Source organism: Scandinavium sp. M-37, assembly GCF_043558715.1.
Classification (GTDB): domain Bacteria; phylum Pseudomonadota; class Gammaproteobacteria; order Enterobacterales; family Enterobacteriaceae; genus Scandinavium; species Scandinavium vulneris_A.
This window is the reverse complement of record NZ_JBIGIN010000036.1, coordinates 1-18,231: the sequence shown is the minus strand read 5'-3', so window position 1 is coordinate 18,231 and position 18,231 is coordinate 1. Positions and strand designations below refer to the sequence as shown.

The 18,231-nt window shown below is 54.0% G+C and carries 22 protein-coding genes; 16 read left to right on the top strand and 6 right to left on the bottom strand.

Going from position 1 to position 18,231, the window contains the following annotated elements:
* Positions 1-34: 34 nt before the first annotated feature.
* The gene (gene ulaG / locus ACG0Z5_RS20040; protein ID WP_394450538.1) at positions 35-1,099 is read right to left on the bottom strand and encodes an L-ascorbate 6-phosphate lactonase; all 1,065 of its coding nucleotides are present in this window, start codon (positions 1,097-1,099) and stop codon (positions 35-37) included.
* A 376-nt stretch (positions 1,100-1,475) separates the two neighbouring features.
* On the opposite strand from ulaG, the gene ulaA reads away from it, so the two are divergent.
* From ulaA to ACG0Z5_RS20010, 6 genes are read left to right on the top strand one after another with little or no spacing between them, the layout of a single operon-like run.
* Positions 1,476-2,876, top strand: coding sequence for a PTS ascorbate transporter subunit IIC (gene ulaA / locus ACG0Z5_RS20035; RefSeq protein WP_394450536.1), 1,401 nt, complete (start codon positions 1,476-1,478; stop codon positions 2,874-2,876).
* A 13-nt stretch (positions 2,877-2,889) separates the two neighbouring features.
* Positions 2,890-3,195, top strand: a complete 306-nt coding sequence (gene ulaB, locus ACG0Z5_RS20030) for a PTS ascorbate transporter subunit IIB (protein ID WP_394450534.1) — start codon at positions 2,890-2,892, stop codon at positions 3,193-3,195.
* 9 nt (positions 3,196-3,204) lie between these two features.
* Entirely contained in the window at positions 3,205-3,672 is a 468-nt protein-coding gene (gene ulaC / locus ACG0Z5_RS20025) for a PTS ascorbate transporter subunit IIA (RefSeq protein WP_394450532.1), read from the top strand.
* A gap of 12 nt (positions 3,673-3,684) precedes the next feature.
* Positions 3,685-4,341: a 3-keto-L-gulonate-6-phosphate decarboxylase UlaD gene (locus ACG0Z5_RS20020; RefSeq protein ID WP_394450529.1), complete on the top strand. Its 657-nt coding sequence runs from the start codon at positions 3,685-3,687 to the stop codon at positions 4,339-4,341.
* Between the two features lie 9 nt (positions 4,342-4,350).
* Positions 4,351-5,205 carry an L-ribulose-5-phosphate 3-epimerase gene (locus tag ACG0Z5_RS20015; RefSeq protein ID WP_394450527.1) on the top strand — a complete coding sequence of 285 codons (855 nt, stop codon included), beginning with the start codon at positions 4,351-4,353 and terminating at the stop codon, positions 5,203-5,205.
* Complete coding sequence (locus tag ACG0Z5_RS20010; protein ID WP_394450525.1) at positions 5,205-5,897, top strand: L-ribulose-5-phosphate 4-epimerase; 693 nt, start codon at positions 5,205-5,207, stop codon at positions 5,895-5,897. The genes ACG0Z5_RS20015 and ACG0Z5_RS20010 overlap by 1 nt, the downstream gene beginning before the upstream one ends.
* Before the next feature lie 80 nt (positions 5,898-5,977).
* On the opposite strand, the gene yjfY is transcribed toward ACG0Z5_RS20010, so the two are convergent.
* On the bottom strand, positions 5,978-6,253 hold the full coding sequence (gene yjfY, locus ACG0Z5_RS20005) for a DUF1471 family protein YjfY (protein WP_394450523.1): 276 nt from the start codon (positions 6,251-6,253) through the stop codon (positions 5,978-5,980).
* Positions 6,254-6,592: 339 nt separating this feature from the next.
* On the opposite strand from yjfY, the gene rpsF reads away from it, so the two are divergent.
* From rpsF to ACG0Z5_RS19980, 5 genes are all read left to right on the top strand, one after another.
* Complete coding sequence (gene rpsF / locus ACG0Z5_RS20000; protein WP_096758559.1) at positions 6,593-6,988, top strand: 30S ribosomal protein S6; 396 nt, start codon at positions 6,593-6,595, stop codon at positions 6,986-6,988.
* Between the two features lie 6 nt (positions 6,989-6,994).
* The gene (priB, locus tag ACG0Z5_RS19995; RefSeq protein WP_319628422.1) at positions 6,995-7,309 is read left to right on the top strand and encodes a primosomal replication protein N; all 315 of its coding nucleotides are present in this window, start codon (positions 6,995-6,997) and stop codon (positions 7,307-7,309) included.
* 4 nt (positions 7,310-7,313) lie between these two features.
* Positions 7,314-7,541 (top strand): 30S ribosomal protein S18, encoded by a 228-nt coding sequence (gene rpsR / locus ACG0Z5_RS19990; RefSeq protein WP_002210155.1) that lies wholly within the window; start codon positions 7,314-7,316, stop codon positions 7,539-7,541.
* A 41-nt stretch (positions 7,542-7,582) separates the two neighbouring features.
* The gene (rplI, locus tag ACG0Z5_RS19985) at positions 7,583-8,032 is read left to right on the top strand and encodes a 50S ribosomal protein L9 (protein ID WP_394450517.1); all 450 of its coding nucleotides are present in this window, start codon (positions 7,583-7,585) and stop codon (positions 8,030-8,032) included.
* A gap of 161 nt (positions 8,033-8,193) precedes the next feature.
* Entirely contained in the window at positions 8,194-9,123 is a 930-nt protein-coding gene (locus ACG0Z5_RS19980; RefSeq protein WP_394450515.1) for a DMT family transporter, read from the top strand.
* A gap of 38 nt (positions 9,124-9,161) precedes the next feature.
* Here the strand turns inward: ACG0Z5_RS19980 and ACG0Z5_RS19975 are convergent, their stop codons facing one another.
* A complete protein-coding gene (locus ACG0Z5_RS19975; protein WP_394450513.1) occupies positions 9,162-9,863 on the bottom strand; it encodes a LysM-like peptidoglycan-binding domain-containing protein in 702 nt (233 codons plus the stop codon).
* Positions 9,864-9,995: 132 nt separating this feature from the next.
* On the opposite strand from ACG0Z5_RS19975, the gene fklB reads away from it, so the two are divergent.
* From fklB to ACG0Z5_RS19960, 3 genes are all read left to right on the top strand, one after another.
* On the top strand, positions 9,996-10,616 hold the full coding sequence (gene fklB, locus ACG0Z5_RS19970; RefSeq protein WP_319628418.1) for an FKBP-type peptidyl-prolyl cis-trans isomerase: 621 nt from the start codon (positions 9,996-9,998) through the stop codon (positions 10,614-10,616).
* 307 nt (positions 10,617-10,923) lie between these two features.
* Positions 10,924-12,324: a D-serine/D-alanine/glycine transporter gene (gene cycA / locus ACG0Z5_RS19965; RefSeq protein ID WP_394450511.1), complete on the top strand. Its 1,401-nt coding sequence runs from the start codon at positions 10,924-10,926 to the stop codon at positions 12,322-12,324.
* Between the two features lie 192 nt (positions 12,325-12,516).
* On the top strand, positions 12,517-12,810 hold the full coding sequence (locus ACG0Z5_RS19960) for a hypothetical protein (RefSeq protein ID WP_394450509.1): 294 nt from the start codon (positions 12,517-12,519) through the stop codon (positions 12,808-12,810).
* Between the two features lie 16 nt (positions 12,811-12,826).
* On the opposite strand, the gene ACG0Z5_RS19955 is transcribed toward ACG0Z5_RS19960, so the two are convergent.
* The 3 genes from ACG0Z5_RS19955 to ACG0Z5_RS19945 form a co-directional block, all read right to left on the bottom strand.
* Positions 12,827-13,786, bottom strand: coding sequence for a DMT family transporter (locus tag ACG0Z5_RS19955; RefSeq protein ID WP_394450507.1), 960 nt, complete (start codon positions 13,784-13,786; stop codon positions 12,827-12,829).
* 73 nt (positions 13,787-13,859) lie between these two features.
* The gene (locus ACG0Z5_RS19950; protein ID WP_394450504.1) at positions 13,860-14,684 is read right to left on the bottom strand and encodes an AraC family transcriptional regulator; all 825 of its coding nucleotides are present in this window, start codon (positions 14,682-14,684) and stop codon (positions 13,860-13,862) included.
* Between the two features lie 426 nt (positions 14,685-15,110).
* Positions 15,111-15,674 carry a MucR family transcriptional regulator gene (locus ACG0Z5_RS19945; RefSeq protein WP_394450502.1) on the bottom strand — a complete coding sequence of 188 codons (564 nt, stop codon included), beginning with the start codon at positions 15,672-15,674 and terminating at the stop codon, positions 15,111-15,113.
* Between the two features lie 405 nt (positions 15,675-16,079).
* Between ACG0Z5_RS19945 and tssB the strand changes: the two genes are divergently transcribed.
* Positions 16,080-16,577, top strand: coding sequence for a type VI secretion system contractile sheath small subunit (tssB, locus tag ACG0Z5_RS19940; RefSeq protein ID WP_394450500.1), 498 nt, complete (start codon positions 16,080-16,082; stop codon positions 16,575-16,577).
* 36 nt (positions 16,578-16,613) lie between these two features.
* Positions 16,614-18,164 carry a type VI secretion system contractile sheath large subunit gene (tssC, locus tag ACG0Z5_RS19935; RefSeq protein ID WP_394450498.1) on the top strand — a complete coding sequence of 517 codons (1,551 nt, stop codon included), beginning with the start codon at positions 16,614-16,616 and terminating at the stop codon, positions 18,162-18,164.
* Positions 18,165-18,231: the final 67 nt, after the last annotated feature.

The following is an 18,231-nucleotide window of genomic DNA, read 5'->3' as shown; positions in this document are numbered from 1 at the left end:
CATCCCCTCGGATCGGTGCCGCGCCGGCTCAGACTTAAAGGAAGGATTTAAACGGCAGATCTGGTTCGGTGGTGAAGCAATCGTCAAAGCCGCGCGGGTAGTGGTACTCAAAATTGTCTTTATCCAGCGGCCAGGTAAATTTGCCGCCAACCTGCCAGATAAAGGGTTTGAAGCCATACTTCAGGCGGTCTTTTTTCATCTCCCACAGCACGCGGATTTCCTGCGGGTCGGCCTGGAAGTTCGACCAGATGTCGTGATGGAACGGGATGACCACTTTAGTATTCAGCGCTTCCGCCATTCGCAACATATCGGCGCTGGTCATTTTGTCGGTGATACCCCGTGGATTTTCACCGTACGAGCCCAATGCCACGTCAATCTGATGCTCGTTGCCGTGCTTCGCGTAGTAGTTGGAATAGTGGGAGTCGCCGCTGTGATACAGATTGCCGCCCGGCGTTTTGAACAGATAGTTGACCGCACGCTGGTCCATGCCATCTGGCAACACGCCAGCCGCTTTTTGAGAAGCGGGTAGGGTGATCAGCGCCGTGCGGTCAAAGGCATCTAACGCATGGATTTCAATGTCTTTGACTTTAACCACGTCACCCGGCTTGACGACGATGCAACGTTCACGCGGCACGCCCCAGCCGACCCACAGATCGACGCAGGTTTGTGGACCGATAAACGGCACGTCGGCAGCGCAGTTTTGCATTACCGCGGCAGCCACGTTCACATCAATATGATCGTTGTGATCGTGCGTCGAAAGCACAGCATCAATCTGGCGAATAGCAAAAGGATCCAGTACGAACGGAGTTGTGCGCAGGTTTGGCTGGAGCTTCTTCACCCCGGCCATGCGCTGCATCTGGTGGCCCTGCTTCATCAGCGGGTTGCCGTGGCTTTGCTTGCCGGTTCCGCACCAGAAGTCGACACACAGATTCGCGCCGCCCTGGGACTTTAACCAGATACCGGTGCAGCCCAGCCACCACATGGCGAAGGTTCCCGCCGCGACCTTTTCCTGCTCGATCTCTTCATTCAGCCAGCTGCCCCACTCCGGAAACGTATTCAGGATCCAGGATTCGCGGGTAATGGTGTCCACTTTACTCATCGTGAGTTTCCTTTTTGGTTGTCAAATCAGTTGTCAAAATAAATCACAAGATGATTGTTATTGATTAATCCTGACACCAATTTTCAGTCAGCGCAACTGCCTGTTGTGCATTTTGAGAGCGTAATGAGAGTGTGAATCATGCGGGTAATCGATGTGAAAGACAGGGGTAATGTGTTTTTGATGAGCGGGTTGTACTGTTTTCGTTGACGTCAACAGCGGAATGATGAAAGCCATGAATTCTCTGTGGAGATAATTTGAGAGCTGACTCGCATTTAATCAAACTCAATCTTGTGGTGATTATTTATGATTATTAGAGTGAGCACCACAAACCCGGGCGCTGCCAACTCGCCCGATGATTCCACCCATGGAGATCATTATGGCGTTCCTTTACACCGTTTTTAGCGTGTTCTTTAACCAGGTCATGACCAACGCCCCGCTGCTGCTGGGGATCGTGACGTGCCTGGGTTACATCCTGTTGCGTAAAAGCATCAGCGTGGTAATCAAAGGCACCATCAAAACCATTATCGGTTTTATGCTGCTGCAGGCGGGGTCGGGCATTTTGACCGGAACCTTCAAACCTGTCGTCGCGAAAATGTCGGAAGTATATGGCATTAACGGCGCGATATCAGATACCTACGCGTCGATGATGGCGACCATTGAGCGGATGGCCGATGCCTACAGCTGGGTTGGATATGCCGTGCTGTTGGCGCTGGCGCTGAACATTCTGTACGTGCTACTGCGGCGTATCACCGGGATTCGCACCATCATGCTCACCGGGCACATCATGTTCCAGCAGGCCGGGCTGATTGCGGTGTTCTTCTACATTCTCGGCTACCCGATGTGGACCACCATTATCTGCACCGCGGTACTGGTGTCGCTCTACTGGGGGATCACCTCCAACATGATGTACAAGCCGACGCAGATGGTGACCGACAACTGCGGCTTCTCGATTGGCCATCAACAGCAGTTTGCCTCCTGGATTGCCTACAAAATCGCGCCGTACCTTGGCAAGAAAGAGGAGAGCGTCGAAGATCTTAACCTGCCCGGCTGGCTGAATATTTTCCACGACAACATTGTCTCCACCGCGATTGTCATGACCCTGTTCTTCGGCGTGATACTCCTCTCGTTCGGTATCGATGTGGTTCAGGCGATGGCCGGGAAAGTGCACTGGACTATCTACATTCTGCAAACCGGCTTCCAGTTCGCGGTGGCGATTTTCATCATCGTGCAGGGCGTGCGCATGTTTGTCGCGGAGTTGTCCGAGGCCTTCAATGGCATTTCGCAGCGCCTGATCCCCGGCGCGGTGCTGGCTATCGACTGCGCCGCTATCTACAGCTTTGCTCCGAACGCCGTGGTCTGGGGGTTCATCTGGGGCACGGTGGGGCAGCTGATTGCGGTCGGTATTCTGATCGGCTGCGGTTCCAGCATCATGATTATCCCTGGCTTCATTCCGATGTTCTTCTCTAACGCCACCATTGGCGTCTTCGCCAACCACTTTGGCGGCTGGCGCGCGGCGCTCAAGATTTGTCTGGTGATGGGGATGATTGAGATTTTTGGCTGTGTCTGGGCGGTAAAACTGACCGGCATGAGCGCCTGGATGGGCATGGCGGACTGGTCGATTCTGGCCCCGCCAATGATGCAGGGCTTTGCGTCCATCGGCATCGTCTTTATGGCACTCATTATCGTGATTGCCCTGGCTTATATGGTCTTCGCCGGGCGCACGCTGCGTGCCGAAGAAGATGCAGAAAAACACCTGGCAGAATCATCTGCCCACTAAAAGGATCGGGATTATGACGGTACGAATTCTGGCGGAATGCGGTAACGGGCAGGGCAGTTCCATGATCATGAAAATGAAGGTGGATCAGTTCCTGACTCAGCAGGGCGTCGACCACTCGGTGAACAGCTGCGCGGTAGGCGAATACAAAAGTGAACTGAGCGGGGCCGACATCATTATCGCCTCGACGCACATCGCCGGGGAAATCACGGTGACGGGCAACAAACATGTCGTGGGCGTGCGCAATATGCTGTCGGCGGCGGATTTTGGCCCGAAGCTTATTGAAGTGATTACCGCGCATTTTCCTCAGGACCTGAAATAAGGACGCGCCATGAAACTTCGTGACTCGCTGGCCGACAACCATTCGATTCTGCTTCAGGCGCAGGCCAATACCTGGCAGGAGGCGGTCAAGCTGGGCGTCGATCTGCTGGTTAAAGCCGACGTCGTGGAGCCGCGCTATTACCAGGCCATTCTGGATGGCGTGGAACAGCACGGCCCCTATTTCGTGATTGCGCCAGGCCTGGCGATGCCGCATGGCCGTCCGGAAGAAGGCGTGAAGAAAACCGGTTTCGCGCTGGTGACGCTCGAGAAGCCGCTGGTGTTTAACCATGAAGACAACGATCCGGTCGATATCCTCATCACCCTTGCGGCGGTCGATGCCAACACCCATCAGGAAGTGGGCATCATGCAAATCGTCAATCTGTTTGAGGATGAAGCCAATTTTGACCGCCTGCGCGCCTGCCGCACGGAACAGGACGTGCTGACTCTCATTGATAGCGCCACCACGGCGATTGCTTAACAAGGAAATGCTATGACCCCTTCATTACCAATGCTCCAGGTTGCGCTCGATAACCAGACCATGGCGGATGCTTACGCCACCACGCGATTAATCGCTGAAGAAGTCGATATCATTGAAGTTGGCACCATTCTTTGCGTTGCCGAAGGCGTGCGTGCCGTACGCGACCTCAAAGCGCTGTATCCACATAAGATAGTGCTGGCGGATGCCAAAATTGCCGATGCCGGGAAAATCCTCTCGCGGATGTGTTTTGAAGCCGATGCCGACTGGATAACGGTGATTTGCTGCGCGGATATCAACACCACCAAAGGCGCGCTGGCGGTGGCAAAAGAATTTAACGGCGATGTGCAGATAGAACTGACCGGATTCTGGACCTGGGAACAGGCCGAGGAGTGGCATCAGGCGGGCATTCAGCAGGTAGTTTATCACCGCAGTCGGGACGCACAGGCGGCGGGCGTGGCGTGGAGTGAGGCGGACATCACCGCCATCAAACGCCTCGCGCAAATGGGCTTTAAGGTCACAGTGACCGGTGGCCTGGCACTGGAAGATTTGCCGCTGTTTAAAGGGATCCCCATCCACGTGTTTATCGCCGGGCGCAGCATCCGTGATGCGAAAGATCCGGTCGAGGCAGCACGCCAGTTCAAGCGGTCGATCGCCCAACTGTGGGGCTAAGGAGCGGCTATGCTGTCGAAACAGGTTCCGCTGGGTATCTATGAAAAAGCACTCCCCGCTGGGGAGTGTTGGCTGGAACGCCTGAGCCTCGCTAAAAAACTGGGCTTTGATTTCGTTGAGATGTCGATAGATGAAACCGATGCCCGGCTTTCTCGCCTGGAGTGGAGCCGGGAGCAGAAGCTGGCGTTGATCAATGCGGTGGCCGAAACCGGGGTGAAAGTGCCGTCGATGTGCCTGAGTGCCCACCGTCGATTCCCGCTCGGTAGCGAAGATGATGCGGTGCGCCAGCAGGGGCTCGATATCATGCGCCGCGCCATTCAGTTTGCGCAGGACGTCGGGATTCGTGTCATCCAGCTGGCGGGCTACGACGTCTATTATCAACAGGCGAACAACGAAACGCGCCGCCGCTTTCGCGAAGGGCTGAAAGAGAGCGTCGAGATGGCGAGCCGGGCGCAGGTGACGCTGGCGATGGAAATCATGGATTACCCGCTGATGAATTCCATCAGCAAGGCGCTCGGCTACGCTCATTTTCTCAATAATCCGTGGTTCCAGATTTACCCGGATATCGGCAATTTGTCGGCCTGGGATAACGACGTGCAGATGGAGTTGCAGGCGGGCGTGGGGCATATCGTGGCGGTGCATGTGAAAGATACCCGTCGAGGGGAGTTTAAGAACGTGCCGTTCGGCTCAGGCGTGGTGGATTTCGAACAGTGTTTCAGCACGCTGAAGCAAAGTGGCTATCGCGGACCTTACCTGATTGAAATGTGGAGTGAAACAGCGGAAGACCCGTTGGCAGAAGTGGTGAAAGCGCGCGATTGGGTGCTAACCCGGATGGCAAATGCCGGTCTGATGGAGGTCGCGTAATGGACCCTCTTAAGCAGCAGGTTTTTGCCGCTAATATGGATTTACCCCGCTATGGGCTAGTGACATTTACCTGGGGAAACGTCAGCGCTATTGACCGCGCGCGTGGGCGAGTGGCGATCAAACCCAGCGGAGTGGCGTATGAAACGCTGACCGCCGACGACATTGTGGTGGTCGATCTTGACGGCAATGTGCTGGAAGGAGGCTATCGTCCGTCCTCCGATACTGCCACTCATCTGGCGTTGTACCGCCAGTATCCCGACATCGGCGGCGTGGTGCATACCCATTCGACCCATGCCACCGCCTGGGCACAGGCGGGGTGTGCTATTCCGGCACTTGGCACCACCCATGCGGATTATTTTCTCGGGGATATTCCCTGTACCCGCCCGCTGAGCGAAGGGGAAGTGCAGGGGGACTATGAGCACAATACCGGGCAGGTGATCATCGAAACGCTCGGCGATGCTCAACCGCTGCACACGCCCGGGGTGGTGGTCTGGCAGCATGGGCCTTTTGCATGGGGGAAAGATGCGCATGAGGCCGTTCACAACGCGGTGGTCATGGAAGAAGTGGCGCGAATGGCGTGGCTGGCACGAGGGATAAATCCACAGCTCAAGCCTATCGACAGCTGGCTGATGGAGAAGCACTTCAGCCGCAAACATGGCCCCAATGCCTACTACGGACAACGAGAAAAGTAATTGCCGACCACAAAAAAAGCCCCCGCAGTGCGGGGGCAGGGCTCAGTCAGGGCAGATACGTTCTGTTGTTTTTCCTGGTGCTAGCGGTAAATGTCAGCACTGGCGTGAATTAAGCCATTGCTGCCGGGTTCATGGATAAGGATTGGGTGAAAGTATTTGGCGCCACGGGCGTCACTCTCTTCACTCAAGGCTTGATCTGCTTCGCTTTCAGTGGCGATGTTATGATTGATGTAAATAACGCCTAAGCTCTGCACATCGTCCATATTTCTGGCCTGTCGGCCGTCGATCTTGATGGCTGCGGTCGCGTTTGCACTGAGCAAAAGCGCAGCCAGTACGGCGATTGCGATGTTTCTCATGATAGTGACTCCTTAAACCTGCTGCGTTACGGCGAAGTCTCCTTTTGCGTACTGATAAGTTATGATTTAAGTGTAATCGTTCCTTATCGATTCATTAGCGACCATTTCTGATGCAGTTGTTCAAAAAATTGGCGCATTCGAGTCTGTTTAATTTTAAGCCACTGACTTCCTTCCGCTTTGCCCTTCGTGCGAATTAATTGCGCAATCACCTTGAGTTTCCCATGCCCTGCAAGTATGATTACGCGTCAATTTTTCAGCCGCCCTTTAACCACGTTCCTTGCCTCCATGGGCCGCGGCTGACCCAGACAGGAGGCTGAATAATCCGTAAGGAGCAATTCGATGCGTCATTACGAAATCGTTTTTATGGTCCATCCTGACCAGAGCGAACAGGTTCCGGGTATGATCGAGCGTTACACTGGTGCAATCACTGCAGCAGAAGGTACAATCCACCGTCTGGAAGACTGGGGCCGCCGTCAGCTGGCTTACCCGATCAACAAACTGCACAAAGCTCACTACGTTCTGCTGAACGTTGAAGCCCCGCAGGAAGTTATCGATGAGCTGGAAACAAACTTCCGCTTCAACGATGCCGTTATCCGCAGCATGGTTATGCGTACTAAACACGCTGTGACTGAAGCATCTCCGATGGTTAAAGCGAAAGACGAGCGTCGTGAACGTCGCGATGATTTCGCTAACGAAACCGCAGATGATGCTGAAGCTGGGGATTCTGAAGAGTAATCGCTGATGGCCAACCGTCTGGTGTTGTCCGGCACAGTGTGCAGGGCGCCCCTTCGAAAGGTCAGCCCATCAGGAATTCCTCACTGCCAGTTCGTGCTTGAGCACCGATCGATGCAGGAGGAAGCCGGTTTTCACCGGCAGGCATGGTGTCAAATGCCCGTTATTATTAGCGGACACGAGAACCAGGCCATTACTCACAGTATAACGGTCGGCACGCAAATCACCGTTCAGGGCTTTATCAGTTGCCACAAGGCACGTAATGGTCTGAGCAAAATGGTGTTGCATGTCGAGCAGATTGAATTGATAGATTCTGGAGACTAGCCAAATGGCACGTTATTTCCGTCGTCGCAAGTTCTGCCGTTTCACCGCGGAAGGCGTTGTAGAGATTGATTACAAAGACATCGCTACGCTGAAAAACTACATTACCGAAAGCGGTAAAATTGTCCCGAGCCGTATCACCGGTACTCGTGCAAAATACCAGCGTCAGCTCGCTCGTTGCATCAAGCGCGCTCGCTACCTGTCCCTGCTGCCGTACACTGATCGTCATCAGTAATCGGCCACAGTCCATTAACACGACTTTGAGAGGATAAGGTAATGCAAGTTATTCTGCTTGATAAAGTAGCAAACCTGGGCAGCCTGGGTGATCAGGTAAACGTTAAAGCGGGCTACGCTCGTAACTTCCTGGTTCCACAGGGTAAAGCTGTTCCAGCTACCAAGAAAAACGTTGAATTCTTCGAAGCACGCCGTGCAGAACTGGAAGCCAAACTGGCTGACGTTCTGTCTGCAGCTGAAGCTCGCGCTGAGAAAATCAACGCACTGGGCACCGTTACCATCGCGTCTAAAGCAGGCGACGAAGGTAAACTGTTCGGTTCTATCGGTACCCGTGACATCGCTGACGCAGTATCTGCTGCTGGCGTGACTGTTGCTAAGAGCGAAGTTCGCATGCCGAACGGCGTTCTGCGTACCACTGGTGAGCACGAAGTGGACTTCCAGGTTCACAGCGAAGTGTTCGCTAAACTGGTAGTAAACGTTGTTGCTGAGTAATTAATTACTCTGTAATCACGACAAATCGCCGGCCATGTGCCGGCGTTTTGCTTTTTATGGCCCACCTTTTTTTGTACCGACCTTTCAGTTTGCCCGACTGGCTATTGGCCACACATTTCCGGATAATGAATTAAAACGCTATTTTAATTCAGGGCTCATATATGGAAATGGTTCCTCCCGCTCCACTTTTTACCCGCAAGAATGTGGTCTACGCAGGCGCAACCCTGTGCTGTTTGCTGTGGGGGAGTTCCTATCCCGCCATCAAAAATGGCTACGAGATTTTCCAGATTGCCACTGACGATATTCCGTCGAAAATCATCTTTGCCGGTTACCGTTTCCTGTTCGCGGGAGTCCTGCTGCTATTGTTTGCCATGGCGCAGCGTAAGCCGATTGCGCGCCTCAGCGGCAGGCAGTTTGGTCAATTGACGCTGCTGGGCCTGACCCAAACCTCGCTCCAGTATGCCATTTTTTATATCGGACTCTCCTTCACCACCGGGGTGAAGGGCTCGATCATGAATGCCACCGGGACCTTCTTTAGCGTCCTGCTGGCACACTTTATCTATCAGAACGACAAACTCAGCTATAACAAAAGCCTGGGCTGTATTCTCGGCTTTGCGGGCGTGATGCTGGTGAACTTCAGCCATTCATTGATGGATTTCAGCTTCGTCTGGCGCGGGGATGGGTTTGTGGTGCTGGCGGCCTTTATTCTCTCGGCGGCGACGTTGTACGGGAAACGCATCTCACAAACGGTCGATCCGACGGTGATGACCGGCTGGCAGTTGGGTATCGGTGGCCTGGCGCTGGTGGCCGGGGGCTACCTTGGCGGCGGTACGCTGGCGTTTCATGGCATTGAGTCCGTGGCGGTGCTCGGCTATCTGACCCTGCTCTCGTCGGTGGCCTTTGCGCTCTGGAGTACGTTGCTGAAACACAACCGCGTGAGCATGATTGCTCCGTTCAATTTTGTCATTCCGGTGGCGGGCACCGTGCTGTCAGGTATTTTCCTCGGCGAGACTATCCTGGAATGGAAATACGCGGTGGCGCTGGTGCTGGTATGTTCGGGGATTTGGTGGGTCAATAAGCGCAGTGCGTGAAGCGTGCCCGGCAAGCGGAGTGCCGCCGGGCGAAAAGGTTAACGAACGCGAATATAGCTGCCATCGCCCTGGCGGGTAAACAGCACCTGTTGTCCGTTGCCACTGTCAATCGTCAGTCCGGTCACCACGCCGTTCGCGTTCTGGCGCACCTGCACGATTTGCCCGGCCTGCAATGAACTTAGCGGTTTTCCGGCTCCTTCCACTTTTGACATCGCATAGACATCTGTTGGCGGCAGGTTGTGGTCGCGGAACAGCTGCGCCAGGGTTTTACCCGGCTCTACGCGATAGCTACGCCATTGCTGTTCGATACCCGGTACAGATTGGCCCGATACAGATTGCTGCTGAGTCTCAGCGGGCGCGGGTTGAGCCTGAGTCTGTGGCTGAGATTGTACCTGCTGCGGCTCATCGTCGGGCTGATCTTCCTGTACAACTTCAGGCATGACTGGCGCAGCCTGGCCCGGATCGTTCACCGGCGGCGTAGACGCCAGCGGTGGCAACGGCTGCTGCAGATTTCCCTGCTGGGACTGCGTTTGCGACTGGATATCGAGCTGCGCATTGCGGATTACCGGCTGTGCTGGCGCATCGTCGCCGGAGGGAAGCAGGAAGCCGATGATGACCAGCAGAAAACCCGCGATAATACCGCGACGGTGCAGCGGTGGCAGCGGGTCCATCAGTCTAAAATTATCCGGTGCATGCCAGATTTTTGACAACGTAGGTTGTAGTGCGAATCGCCCGGGCATGGGTCACCTCCTGCTCCGCGTTTCCCTGTTTTGTCCCTCAGTATATACATAATTCTGGCGAGACAAAGTTTTACCCGATGCGGCCTGGCTGTTATGCTGCCCGCTGATTTTCATCCGATTAAAGGAAAGACCATGGCAACCCCGACTTTTGACACCATTGAAGCCCAGGCCAGTTACGGAATCGGCCTCCAGGTAGGACAACAGCTCAGCGAATCCGGCCTGCAGGGCCTGCTGCCAGAAGCACTGGTCGCTGGTATTGCTGATGCTCTGGAAGGCAAACAGCCGCAGGTTCCGGTGGATGTCGTGCACCGTGCGCTGCGTGAAATTCACGAGCGTGCAGACGCCGTTCGCCGTGAGCGCTTCGAAGAAATGGCGGCGGAAGGCGTGAAATATCTGGAAGAAAACCGTGAGAAAGACGGCGTGAGCAGCACCGAGTCCGGTCTGCAGTTCCGCGTTATCACTCAGGGCGAAGGCGCCATCCCGGCGCGTACCGACCGTGTTCGCGTTCACTACACCGGCAAACTGATTGACGGTTCTGTGTTCGATAGCTCCGTGGCGCGCGGCGAACCGGCTGAATTCCCGGTAAACGGCGTGATCCCAGGCTGGATTGAAGCCCTGACCCTGATGCCGGTTGGCTCTAAATGGGAACTGACTATTCCGCACAACCTCGCTTACGGCGAGCGTGGCGCAGGCGCCTCAATTCCACCATTCAGCACCCTGGTTTTCGAAGTCGAACTGCTCGAAATCCTGTAAGGCCGCTGGATCCTCTCCCGGAGACGGGAGAGGACGTGAAAAAGTAGTGCAATATCTCTAAGTTAAATCTTTGTTAGCATTTAATCTTGCATTGTGCCGCAGGCAGTGTATTTTTGTGAGCTGTTTCGCGTTAGTAGAGTGATATAACACTCACTTCCAACATGTTATTAACATTATCGTCATTTCACAGTATTCAACCCGCCGATTCTTTCCTACTATCGATACGACTCAAAAATGAAACATCGACAGATGTATTCAATGGCCGCAGAGCCAGCACAACACAACAGGAACAACAGGAATAAATCACATGGTAGATCAAATAAAAGTCGCTGCACAAGAAGACGCATCGACTGAACAGTCGCTGCGGCGCAATCTCACAAACCGGCATATTCAGCTGATTGCTATCGGCGGCGCGATAGGCACCGGCTTATTTATGGGCTCGGGTAAAACCATCAGCCTGGCCGGGCCGTCGATCATCTTCGTCTATATGATCATCGGCTTCATGCTGTTTTTCGTCATGCGTGCAATGGGTGAATTGCTGCTGTCAAACCTCGAATATAAATCCTTCAGCGACTTCGCCGCCGACCTGCTCGGGCCGTGGGCCGGCTACTTTACCGGCTGGACCTACTGGTTCTGTTGGGTAGTGACCGGGATGGCCGACGTGGTGGCGATTACCTCCTACGCACAGTTCTGGTTCCCTGGATTATCCGACTGGGTGGCATCGATCGCGGTTATCCTGCTGTTGCTGGGCCTGAACCTGGCGACCGTGAAGATGTTTGGTGAGATGGAGTTCTGGTTTGCGATGATCAAAATCGTCGCCATCGTTGGCCTGGTGATTGTCGGCCTGGTCATGGTGATGACGCATTTCACCTCGCCAAGCGGCGTGCAGGCCTCGTTCGACCATCTGTGGAATGACGGTGGCTGGTTCCCGAAAGGCCTGAGCGGCTTCTTCGCCGGATTCCAGATAGCGGTGTTTGCCTTCGTCGGGATTGAATTGGTGGGTACCACGGCGGCCGAAACCAAAGACCCGGAAAAATCCCTGCCGCGCGCGATTAACTCCATTCCTATCCGCATCATCATGTTCTACGTGTTTGCGCTGGTGGTGATCATGTCGGTCACGCCGTGGGGTTCTGTGGTGCCGGATAAGAGTCCGTTCGTTGAACTGTTCGTGTTGGTGGGCCTGCCTGCGGCGGCGAGTATCATTAACTTCGTGGTGCTGACCTCGGCGGCGTCATCCGCCAACAGCGGCGTGTTCTCAACCAGCCGTATGCTGTTCGGTCTGGCGCAGGACGGCGTTGCGCCAAAAACCTTCGCTAAACTCTCTAAGCGTGCGGTCCCGGCGAAAGGGCTGACCTTCTCCTGTATCTGTCTGCTGGGCGGGGTGGTGATGCTGTATGTGAACCCGAGCGCCATTGCCGCGTTCACAATGATCACTACCGTATCGGCTATCCTGTTCATGTTCGTGTGGACCATCATTCTGTGTTCGTATCTGGTCTACCGCAAACAGCGTCCGCAGCTGCATGAAGCATCGAAATACAAAATGCCGCTCGGCAAATTGATGTGCTGGGTGTGTATGGCATTCTTCGCATTTGTGCTGGTACTGCTCACCTTGCAGGACGATACCCGTCAGGCGCTGATCGTCACCCCACTGTGGTTTGCAGTATTGGGTCTGGGCTGGTGGATGCTCGGCAAGAAACGTACCGCGTAGTTCGATCGCCAGTAATAGGGTCAGTCAGCGCTGGCTCTATTACTGTTTCCCTCTCCCCTGCATTGCTAAAATTCAATTTTAAATCGATTAGACTTTGCACAGCCATCACGAAGGTTAGACACTAGTAAATGAATTTCGATGAAATCTCATTTTGATTTTATCGTTATAAATGAGTTTATTAGAGGTCATATTATGAAAAAAACTATTCTGGCATTAACCTTCGCCGTTGTGAGTCTCCCTGCTTTCGCTAACCATCCCATTGCCAGAACAACCGTTGTGGCGACATCCGACCACCCTGTGGCAATGGCCACGGCGACCAGTGGCAATGGCGCACATCCTGTTGAACGTGGCGCGGTAATCGCATCATCCGATCACCCCGCTGAAATGGCTGTTGCGACGGGCGGCGGTGCGCATCCTGTGGCGCGTACAGCGGTGGTTGCACAGTCTGACAACCCTGTTGCTGCGGCCGTAGTAACCGGACACTAATGTTCTTGTCAGGTCCTTATTCAAGGGCCTGAATCTGCGGCTTTTGCAGTTTAGCCCGCACGGCGATAACCACCCCCACGACCAACAGCGTGATGCCCGTGAGCGTCAGCAATGGCGGCAGGCTCTGGCGCAGCATAAACGTATACAGCAGCCCGGCTAACGTTTCGAAGACGATCAACGGCCCGAGGATCACCGTCGGCAGTCGCTGACTGGCAATGTTCCAGCACAGTGTACCCACCCATGAGCAGAGCACCGCGATGGCAATCATCAGGGTGATAAAGACGGCAGGACGCGGGCCGAACGGCAGGGGGAACGATTGTCCCTGACCGCTTAGCCACACACAGGCCAGTACATACCCCAACAATGACATCGGCAGCGTGACCAGCGCCTGGGCGGTGGCCCACATCATCGGATGTTTATCCGGATTCTCCCGCAGCCAGCGCGCGTTACGCAGCGCATACCACGCCCAACACACCACCGAAATGAACGCCAGCCCGATACCACTGCCATAGCGCCACCAGCTGAAATCGCTAATACCGTGGCGAAGTTCGGCAATATTCACACACGCTAAGCCCAACGCAATGCAGGCCAGGGCGGGTGCCATGCTGAGCCATGAGAGTTTGCCGTCGCGTTGGCTGTAGAGCAGATTAGCAAACACCGGGATAACCACTGGCAGGGTGCCAATTATCATGGTGGAAACAGGTGCCCCAGCCCGCTGAATGGCGCTGGCCAGACACACGTAATAGATGAGGTTGCCCATCATGGTCAGGCTCAACGCCGTCAGCCAGTCGCGGGGGCAGAGCTGTTTTAACCGCGCTCTGCCGAGCCACGCCAGCGGGAGCGCAATCAGGCCAAGCGCCAGATAACGGCCCATCGACTGCAACACCGCCGGGTATTCAGGCACCAGCAGCGGCCCCACGAAAATCAGTCCCCACATTAATCCCGCCAGCAAGGCGTACAGCACACCACTCAGCATTTGTTGCCCCTTTTTAATCAACAGTCGCAGTGTAGGCAGGGCGACGACGGGGTGTATTGTACGAGGTTGCGCATCAGCGCATGAAGACCTGTTTCTGATAGCGGACGGGGGTAATGCCGTAGCGGCGGGTAAAGGCCCGGGTGAGATGAGACTGATCGGTCAGGCCAGTGGCGGCGGCGACTTCTGCGGCGGGCATTCCGCGGGTCAGAAAATCTTTGGCGCGCCACAGCCGAATCGCCATCAGCATCTGGTGCGGCGTAACGTGATAGCGGGCTTTGAACTGACGCTGAAAATGATACGGACTGAGCGACACCACGGCGGCCAGCTCGTCGAGGGTCAGGGCGTGCATATAGTTGTCGTGCAGGTAGTCGCGAACGTGTTCGAAGCGATGCGCCGCTTCCTGAACATTGGGCGCATGATGGGCTAACGGGCGGAAGGTCTCTATCAGGTCGAGCAACAGTCCCTTCTGCGCCAGCGGGTCGTCGGTATTCCACAGCCCATAAATCTGGTGGCAAAGCTGGGCGGAACGTCGGGCATCGTGGCGCACCACATCACTGAACCACCAGTGACGAATGCCCGTCACCTCTTCCAGCAAATCAGGGTCCAGATACACCATCCGGTAGCGCCATCCTTCGGCGGTTTCTGCCTCCCCGGTATGTAACTCATCCGGGTTCATGGTGATGACCGAATTGACCGGAGCGACATGCTGCGCGCCGCGATAGCGAAAGCGTTCGGCCCCGAGTTCAATCGCGCCGATCCCAAAGGCTTCGTGGGTATGGGGTTCAAAGGCGTAGCGCGAGATGTGGGCGTGATAAAGCTCCACCCCCGGCACCTGGGGCAAATGGCGGAAGCTGGCGCTATCTCTCTCATCTGTGAACAGTTCTGGAACACCCTGCACGCTAACCTCCCGCGGAATATCTCCGTCATTATCGAAGATACCCCGCGAAGGTGCCACAAATTTAACCGTTCGTTAACGTTTACAGGATGCTTTTGACACTTTCAGACAGCGGCGTCGTCGGGCGCTGGCCGACTTCGCTCCCGGAAATCAGCAGCAGTTTGTCCACACCCTACTTTTGAGCCTCTTCCTTGTTATCTTCGAACAGTTGCATTGTGCAATCTGGAACGCGAATGATGCGTGCGAACCGCTCACTTTGCGTTATTTTTGCCCACTCCACGATCATCACGTCCTGCACTCTGCCGTGCTGTGTGAAGAGCGATCAATGCCGCCATATGATATGGGCATCCTCGCATCAGGTATCGGATTTTAACGCTTATAAAGGAAAGTAAAACAGCACGGGAACGAGGCCTTGAAATCCCAACATTCTCACTCCCGGCGTCCTGATTTTTTCACCCAGCTGTAGAGCGCGCTGATGGAGACACCAAGATCCCCGGCAATCTTCTTTACGGGTTCGCCTGATTGTTTCCTGCTATTCATCCGCTGAATAGCTTTATCTTTCAGCTCCTGTGAGGCCGTGATGATAACCGGTGATTTTTCCCAAATTTTCCGCTCCTGGATCTTTTTACTCGCCTGATAGAGATGCAGTTCCGACAGGTTTCTTCGCTTCCCTGCAGGGGCTTTTGCACGGCTTTTGAGCGCTTCCCGCATCAGTGCCAGCTGTAGTTCCGGATCCCAGTCGCCGCTGGCAATCCTGTCCTTCATGTTCTGACTACGTTTTGAAAGATAGGCAGTACCAGCCAGGGACACACTCTGAGGAATGTTCCACTTTTCGCGATACTCGTATGCACTCAGCCCATGTACAAACCAGATGTGGCGGGGCAAAAACTGCAGTGGCTTCCCACATTCCAGGCAGGGGATTAGTTCTCTGTTGTGGTACAGAGCGACCTCGTCAAAAGAGGTGAAGGGTGAAGTTCGTTCCTTTTTATGCATGATGCACCTTCCATGCAACCGGATGATGATTGTCTTATATCAGACACATAAAATATATTTTACAAGGTTTTTATGTATTTATTGTTTTCATGTGGAGTCTATTTTTGGATGATTTTGGGATTTTTTGGTATTAAGATTTTGCCTACAACTTTTGAAAGAATACTCTTAATTTCGCTGAATTGTTATTTTAATTAATTTGAATGTTTCAGCGTTTCGACCTCCAATCCCAGTAGTGACGCGGCATTTAAGTAATGCTTAAATATTCTGGTTTACAACTGAAATTATCATTTCCGTTTTGTCTGCTTTACCTTAATGCAAACTACTGGTTAAAATAAAAAGCCCCTGCTTTTATATGGTGACACTCAACCCGACAAAGGGACTAACTCATTCAGGAGATAAATAGTTATGTCTGAATCATTTCAGAACGAGATACCTCGCGCGCGCGTAAATATAAAATTGGATTTGGTCACGGGCGGTGCCCAGAAGAAGGTTGAGTTACCCCTGAAGCTTCTCAGCGTCGGTGACTACAGCAATGGCAAGGCGGAAGGTACGCTGTCAGAACGCGAAAAAATCAACATCAACAAAAACAACTTCAACAGTGTTCTCGCTGATCTCAATCCCGAAGTAAATCTCACCGTTAAAAACACCCTCGCTAACGATGGTTCCGAAGAAAACGTAAAACTGGCTTTCCAGAATATGAGCGATTTCGAGCCAGAGCAGATTGCCCGCCAAATTCCACAGCTGAAAGCGATGCTCGCCATGCGTAATTTACTGCGTGATTTGAAATCCAATCTTCTGGATAACGTCACTTTCAGGAAAGAACTGGAAACTATTTTAAAGGACCCGGCACTCTCTGATGAGCTGCGCAGCGAACTGAATGCGCTTGCCCCGACCCAGGCTTAATTACTGGAACCTATTAACGGAATAATTACGAGTAAAATGCTTATGTCAGTCAATAATGAATCTCAGAGTCAGGTAAGTGGCACCACCATTGAAAAAACGCTGCCGCAGGGTGGAGTATATGCTTCTCTGTTCGACAAAATTAATTTAACGCCCGTCGCTGAAATCGGTGACCTGAATGGGTTTGAAGATAACACTGTGATGGCTGAAACCTCCGCTGATGCGCGAGTTACCGCCGCAGTCCAGGTCTTCATGCAGTGTCTGCAGAAGTCTGGCCAGAAAGTCGAAAAGCTCGATAAAACGTTGCTGGATCACCACATCGCGGAGCTGGATTTCCAGATTAGCCGTCAGCTTGATGAAGTGATGCACTGCGATGAATTTCAAAAGGTGGAGTCAGTTTGGCGTGGTCTTAAATCATTGATTGATAAGACTGATTTTCGTCAAAACGTGAAGATAGAACTCCTTGACCTCTCCAAAGATGAGCTGCGTCAGGATTTCGAAGATTCCCCGGAAATTATCCAGAGCGGCCTGTACCGTCAGACGTATACGATGGAATACGACACCCCGGGCGGCGAACCTATTGCTGCGGTGATCTCAGCGTACGAGTTTGATGCTTCCGCGCAGGACATCGCGCTGATGCGCAACATCTCCAAAGTGTCCGCTGCTGCCCATATGCCGTTTATCGGCTCTGCGGGACCGAAGTTCTTCCAGAAGGACTCGATGGAGGAAGTCGCGGCCATCAAAGACATTGGCAACTACTTCGATCGCGCGGAATACATTAAATGGAAAAGTTTCCGCGACACCGATGACTCCCGCTACCTCGGTCTTGTGATGCCGCGTGTGCTGGGTCGTCTGCCGTATGGTCCGGACACCGTACCGGTGCGCAGCTTCAACTATATCGAAGAAGTGAAAGGCCCCGATCACGACAAATACCTGTGGACCAACGCCTCGTTCGCGTTTGCCGCCAACATGGTGAAGAGCTTCATCAACAACGGCTGGTGCGTGCAGATCCGTGGCCCGCAGGCCGGTGGTGCCGTGCAGGATCTGCCGATTCACCTGTATGATCTCGGCACCGGCAATCAGGTGAAAATCCCGTCCGAAGTGATGATCCCGGAAACCCGCGAATTTGAATTCGCCAACCTCGGCTTCATCCCGCTGTCGTACTACAAGAACCGCGATTACGCCTGCTTCTTCTCGGCGAACTCGACCCAGAAACCGGCCCTGTATGATACCGCGGATGCAACCGCTAACAGCCGCATCAATGCCCGTCTGCCGTACATTTTCCTGCTGTCGCGTATCGCGCACTACCTGAAGCTGATCCAGCGTGAAAATATTGGTACCACCAAAGACCGTCGTCTGCTGGAACTTGAGCTGAACACCTGGGTGCGTGGACTGGTCACTGAAATGACCGATCCGGGCGACGAACTGCAGGCGTCTCACCCGCTGCGTGACGCCAAAGTGATTGTCGAAGACATCGAAGACAACCCGGGCTTCTTCCGCGTCCGCCTGTTCGCTATCCCGCACTTCCAGGTGGAAGGGATGGACGTCAACCTGTCACTGGTTTCTCAGATGCCGAAGGCGAAATCATAAGCTAAGGCAGGAAGCCAATGAAAACGGAACAACCGTTATGGGGCAGGGGCCAGATGGTCTCTCCCCA

Bases quoted from the DNA above. Each gene is read 5' to 3' on its own strand.
- ulaG (WP_394450538.1), bottom strand. From the start codon at position 1,099: ATGAGTAAAGTGGACACCATTACCCGCGAATCCTGGATCCTGAATACG.
- ulaA (WP_394450536.1), top strand. From the start codon at position 1,476: ATGGCGTTCCTTTACACCGTTTTTAGCGTGTTCTTTAACCAGGTCATG.
- ulaB (WP_394450534.1), top strand. From the start codon at position 2,890: ATGACGGTACGAATTCTGGCGGAATGCGGTAACGGGCAGGGCAGTTCC.
- ulaC (WP_394450532.1), top strand. From the start codon at position 3,205: ATGAAACTTCGTGACTCGCTGGCCGACAACCATTCGATTCTGCTTCAG.
- ACG0Z5_RS20020 (WP_394450529.1), top strand. From the start codon at position 3,685: ATGACCCCTTCATTACCAATGCTCCAGGTTGCGCTCGATAACCAGACC.
- ACG0Z5_RS20015 (WP_394450527.1), top strand. From the start codon at position 4,351: ATGCTGTCGAAACAGGTTCCGCTGGGTATCTATGAAAAAGCACTCCCC.
- ACG0Z5_RS20010 (WP_394450525.1), top strand. From the start codon at position 5,205: ATGGACCCTCTTAAGCAGCAGGTTTTTGCCGCTAATATGGATTTACCC.
- yjfY (WP_394450523.1), bottom strand. From the start codon at position 6,253: ATGAGAAACATCGCAATCGCCGTACTGGCTGCGCTTTTGCTCAGTGCA.
- rpsF (WP_096758559.1), top strand. From the start codon at position 6,593: ATGCGTCATTACGAAATCGTTTTTATGGTCCATCCTGACCAGAGCGAA.
- priB (WP_319628422.1), top strand. From the start codon at position 6,995: ATGGCCAACCGTCTGGTGTTGTCCGGCACAGTGTGCAGGGCGCCCCTT.
- rpsR (WP_002210155.1), top strand. From the start codon at position 7,314: ATGGCACGTTATTTCCGTCGTCGCAAGTTCTGCCGTTTCACCGCGGAA.
- rplI (WP_394450517.1), top strand. From the start codon at position 7,583: ATGCAAGTTATTCTGCTTGATAAAGTAGCAAACCTGGGCAGCCTGGGT.
- ACG0Z5_RS19980 (WP_394450515.1), top strand. From the start codon at position 8,194: ATGGAAATGGTTCCTCCCGCTCCACTTTTTACCCGCAAGAATGTGGTC.
- ACG0Z5_RS19975 (WP_394450513.1), bottom strand. From the start codon at position 9,863: ATGCCCGGGCGATTCGCACTACAACCTACGTTGTCAAAAATCTGGCAT.
- fklB (WP_319628418.1), top strand. From the start codon at position 9,996: ATGGCAACCCCGACTTTTGACACCATTGAAGCCCAGGCCAGTTACGGA.
- cycA (WP_394450511.1), top strand. From the start codon at position 10,924: ATGGTAGATCAAATAAAAGTCGCTGCACAAGAAGACGCATCGACTGAA.
- ACG0Z5_RS19960 (WP_394450509.1), top strand. From the start codon at position 12,517: ATGAAAAAAACTATTCTGGCATTAACCTTCGCCGTTGTGAGTCTCCCT.
- ACG0Z5_RS19955 (WP_394450507.1), bottom strand. From the start codon at position 13,786: ATGCTGAGTGGTGTGCTGTACGCCTTGCTGGCGGGATTAATGTGGGGA.
- ACG0Z5_RS19945 (WP_394450502.1), bottom strand. From the start codon at position 15,674: ATGCATAAAAAGGAACGAACTTCACCCTTCACCTCTTTTGACGAGGTC.
- tssB (WP_394450500.1), top strand. From the start codon at position 16,080: ATGTCTGAATCATTTCAGAACGAGATACCTCGCGCGCGCGTAAATATA.
- tssC (WP_394450498.1), top strand. From the start codon at position 16,614: ATGCTTATGTCAGTCAATAATGAATCTCAGAGTCAGGTAAGTGGCACC.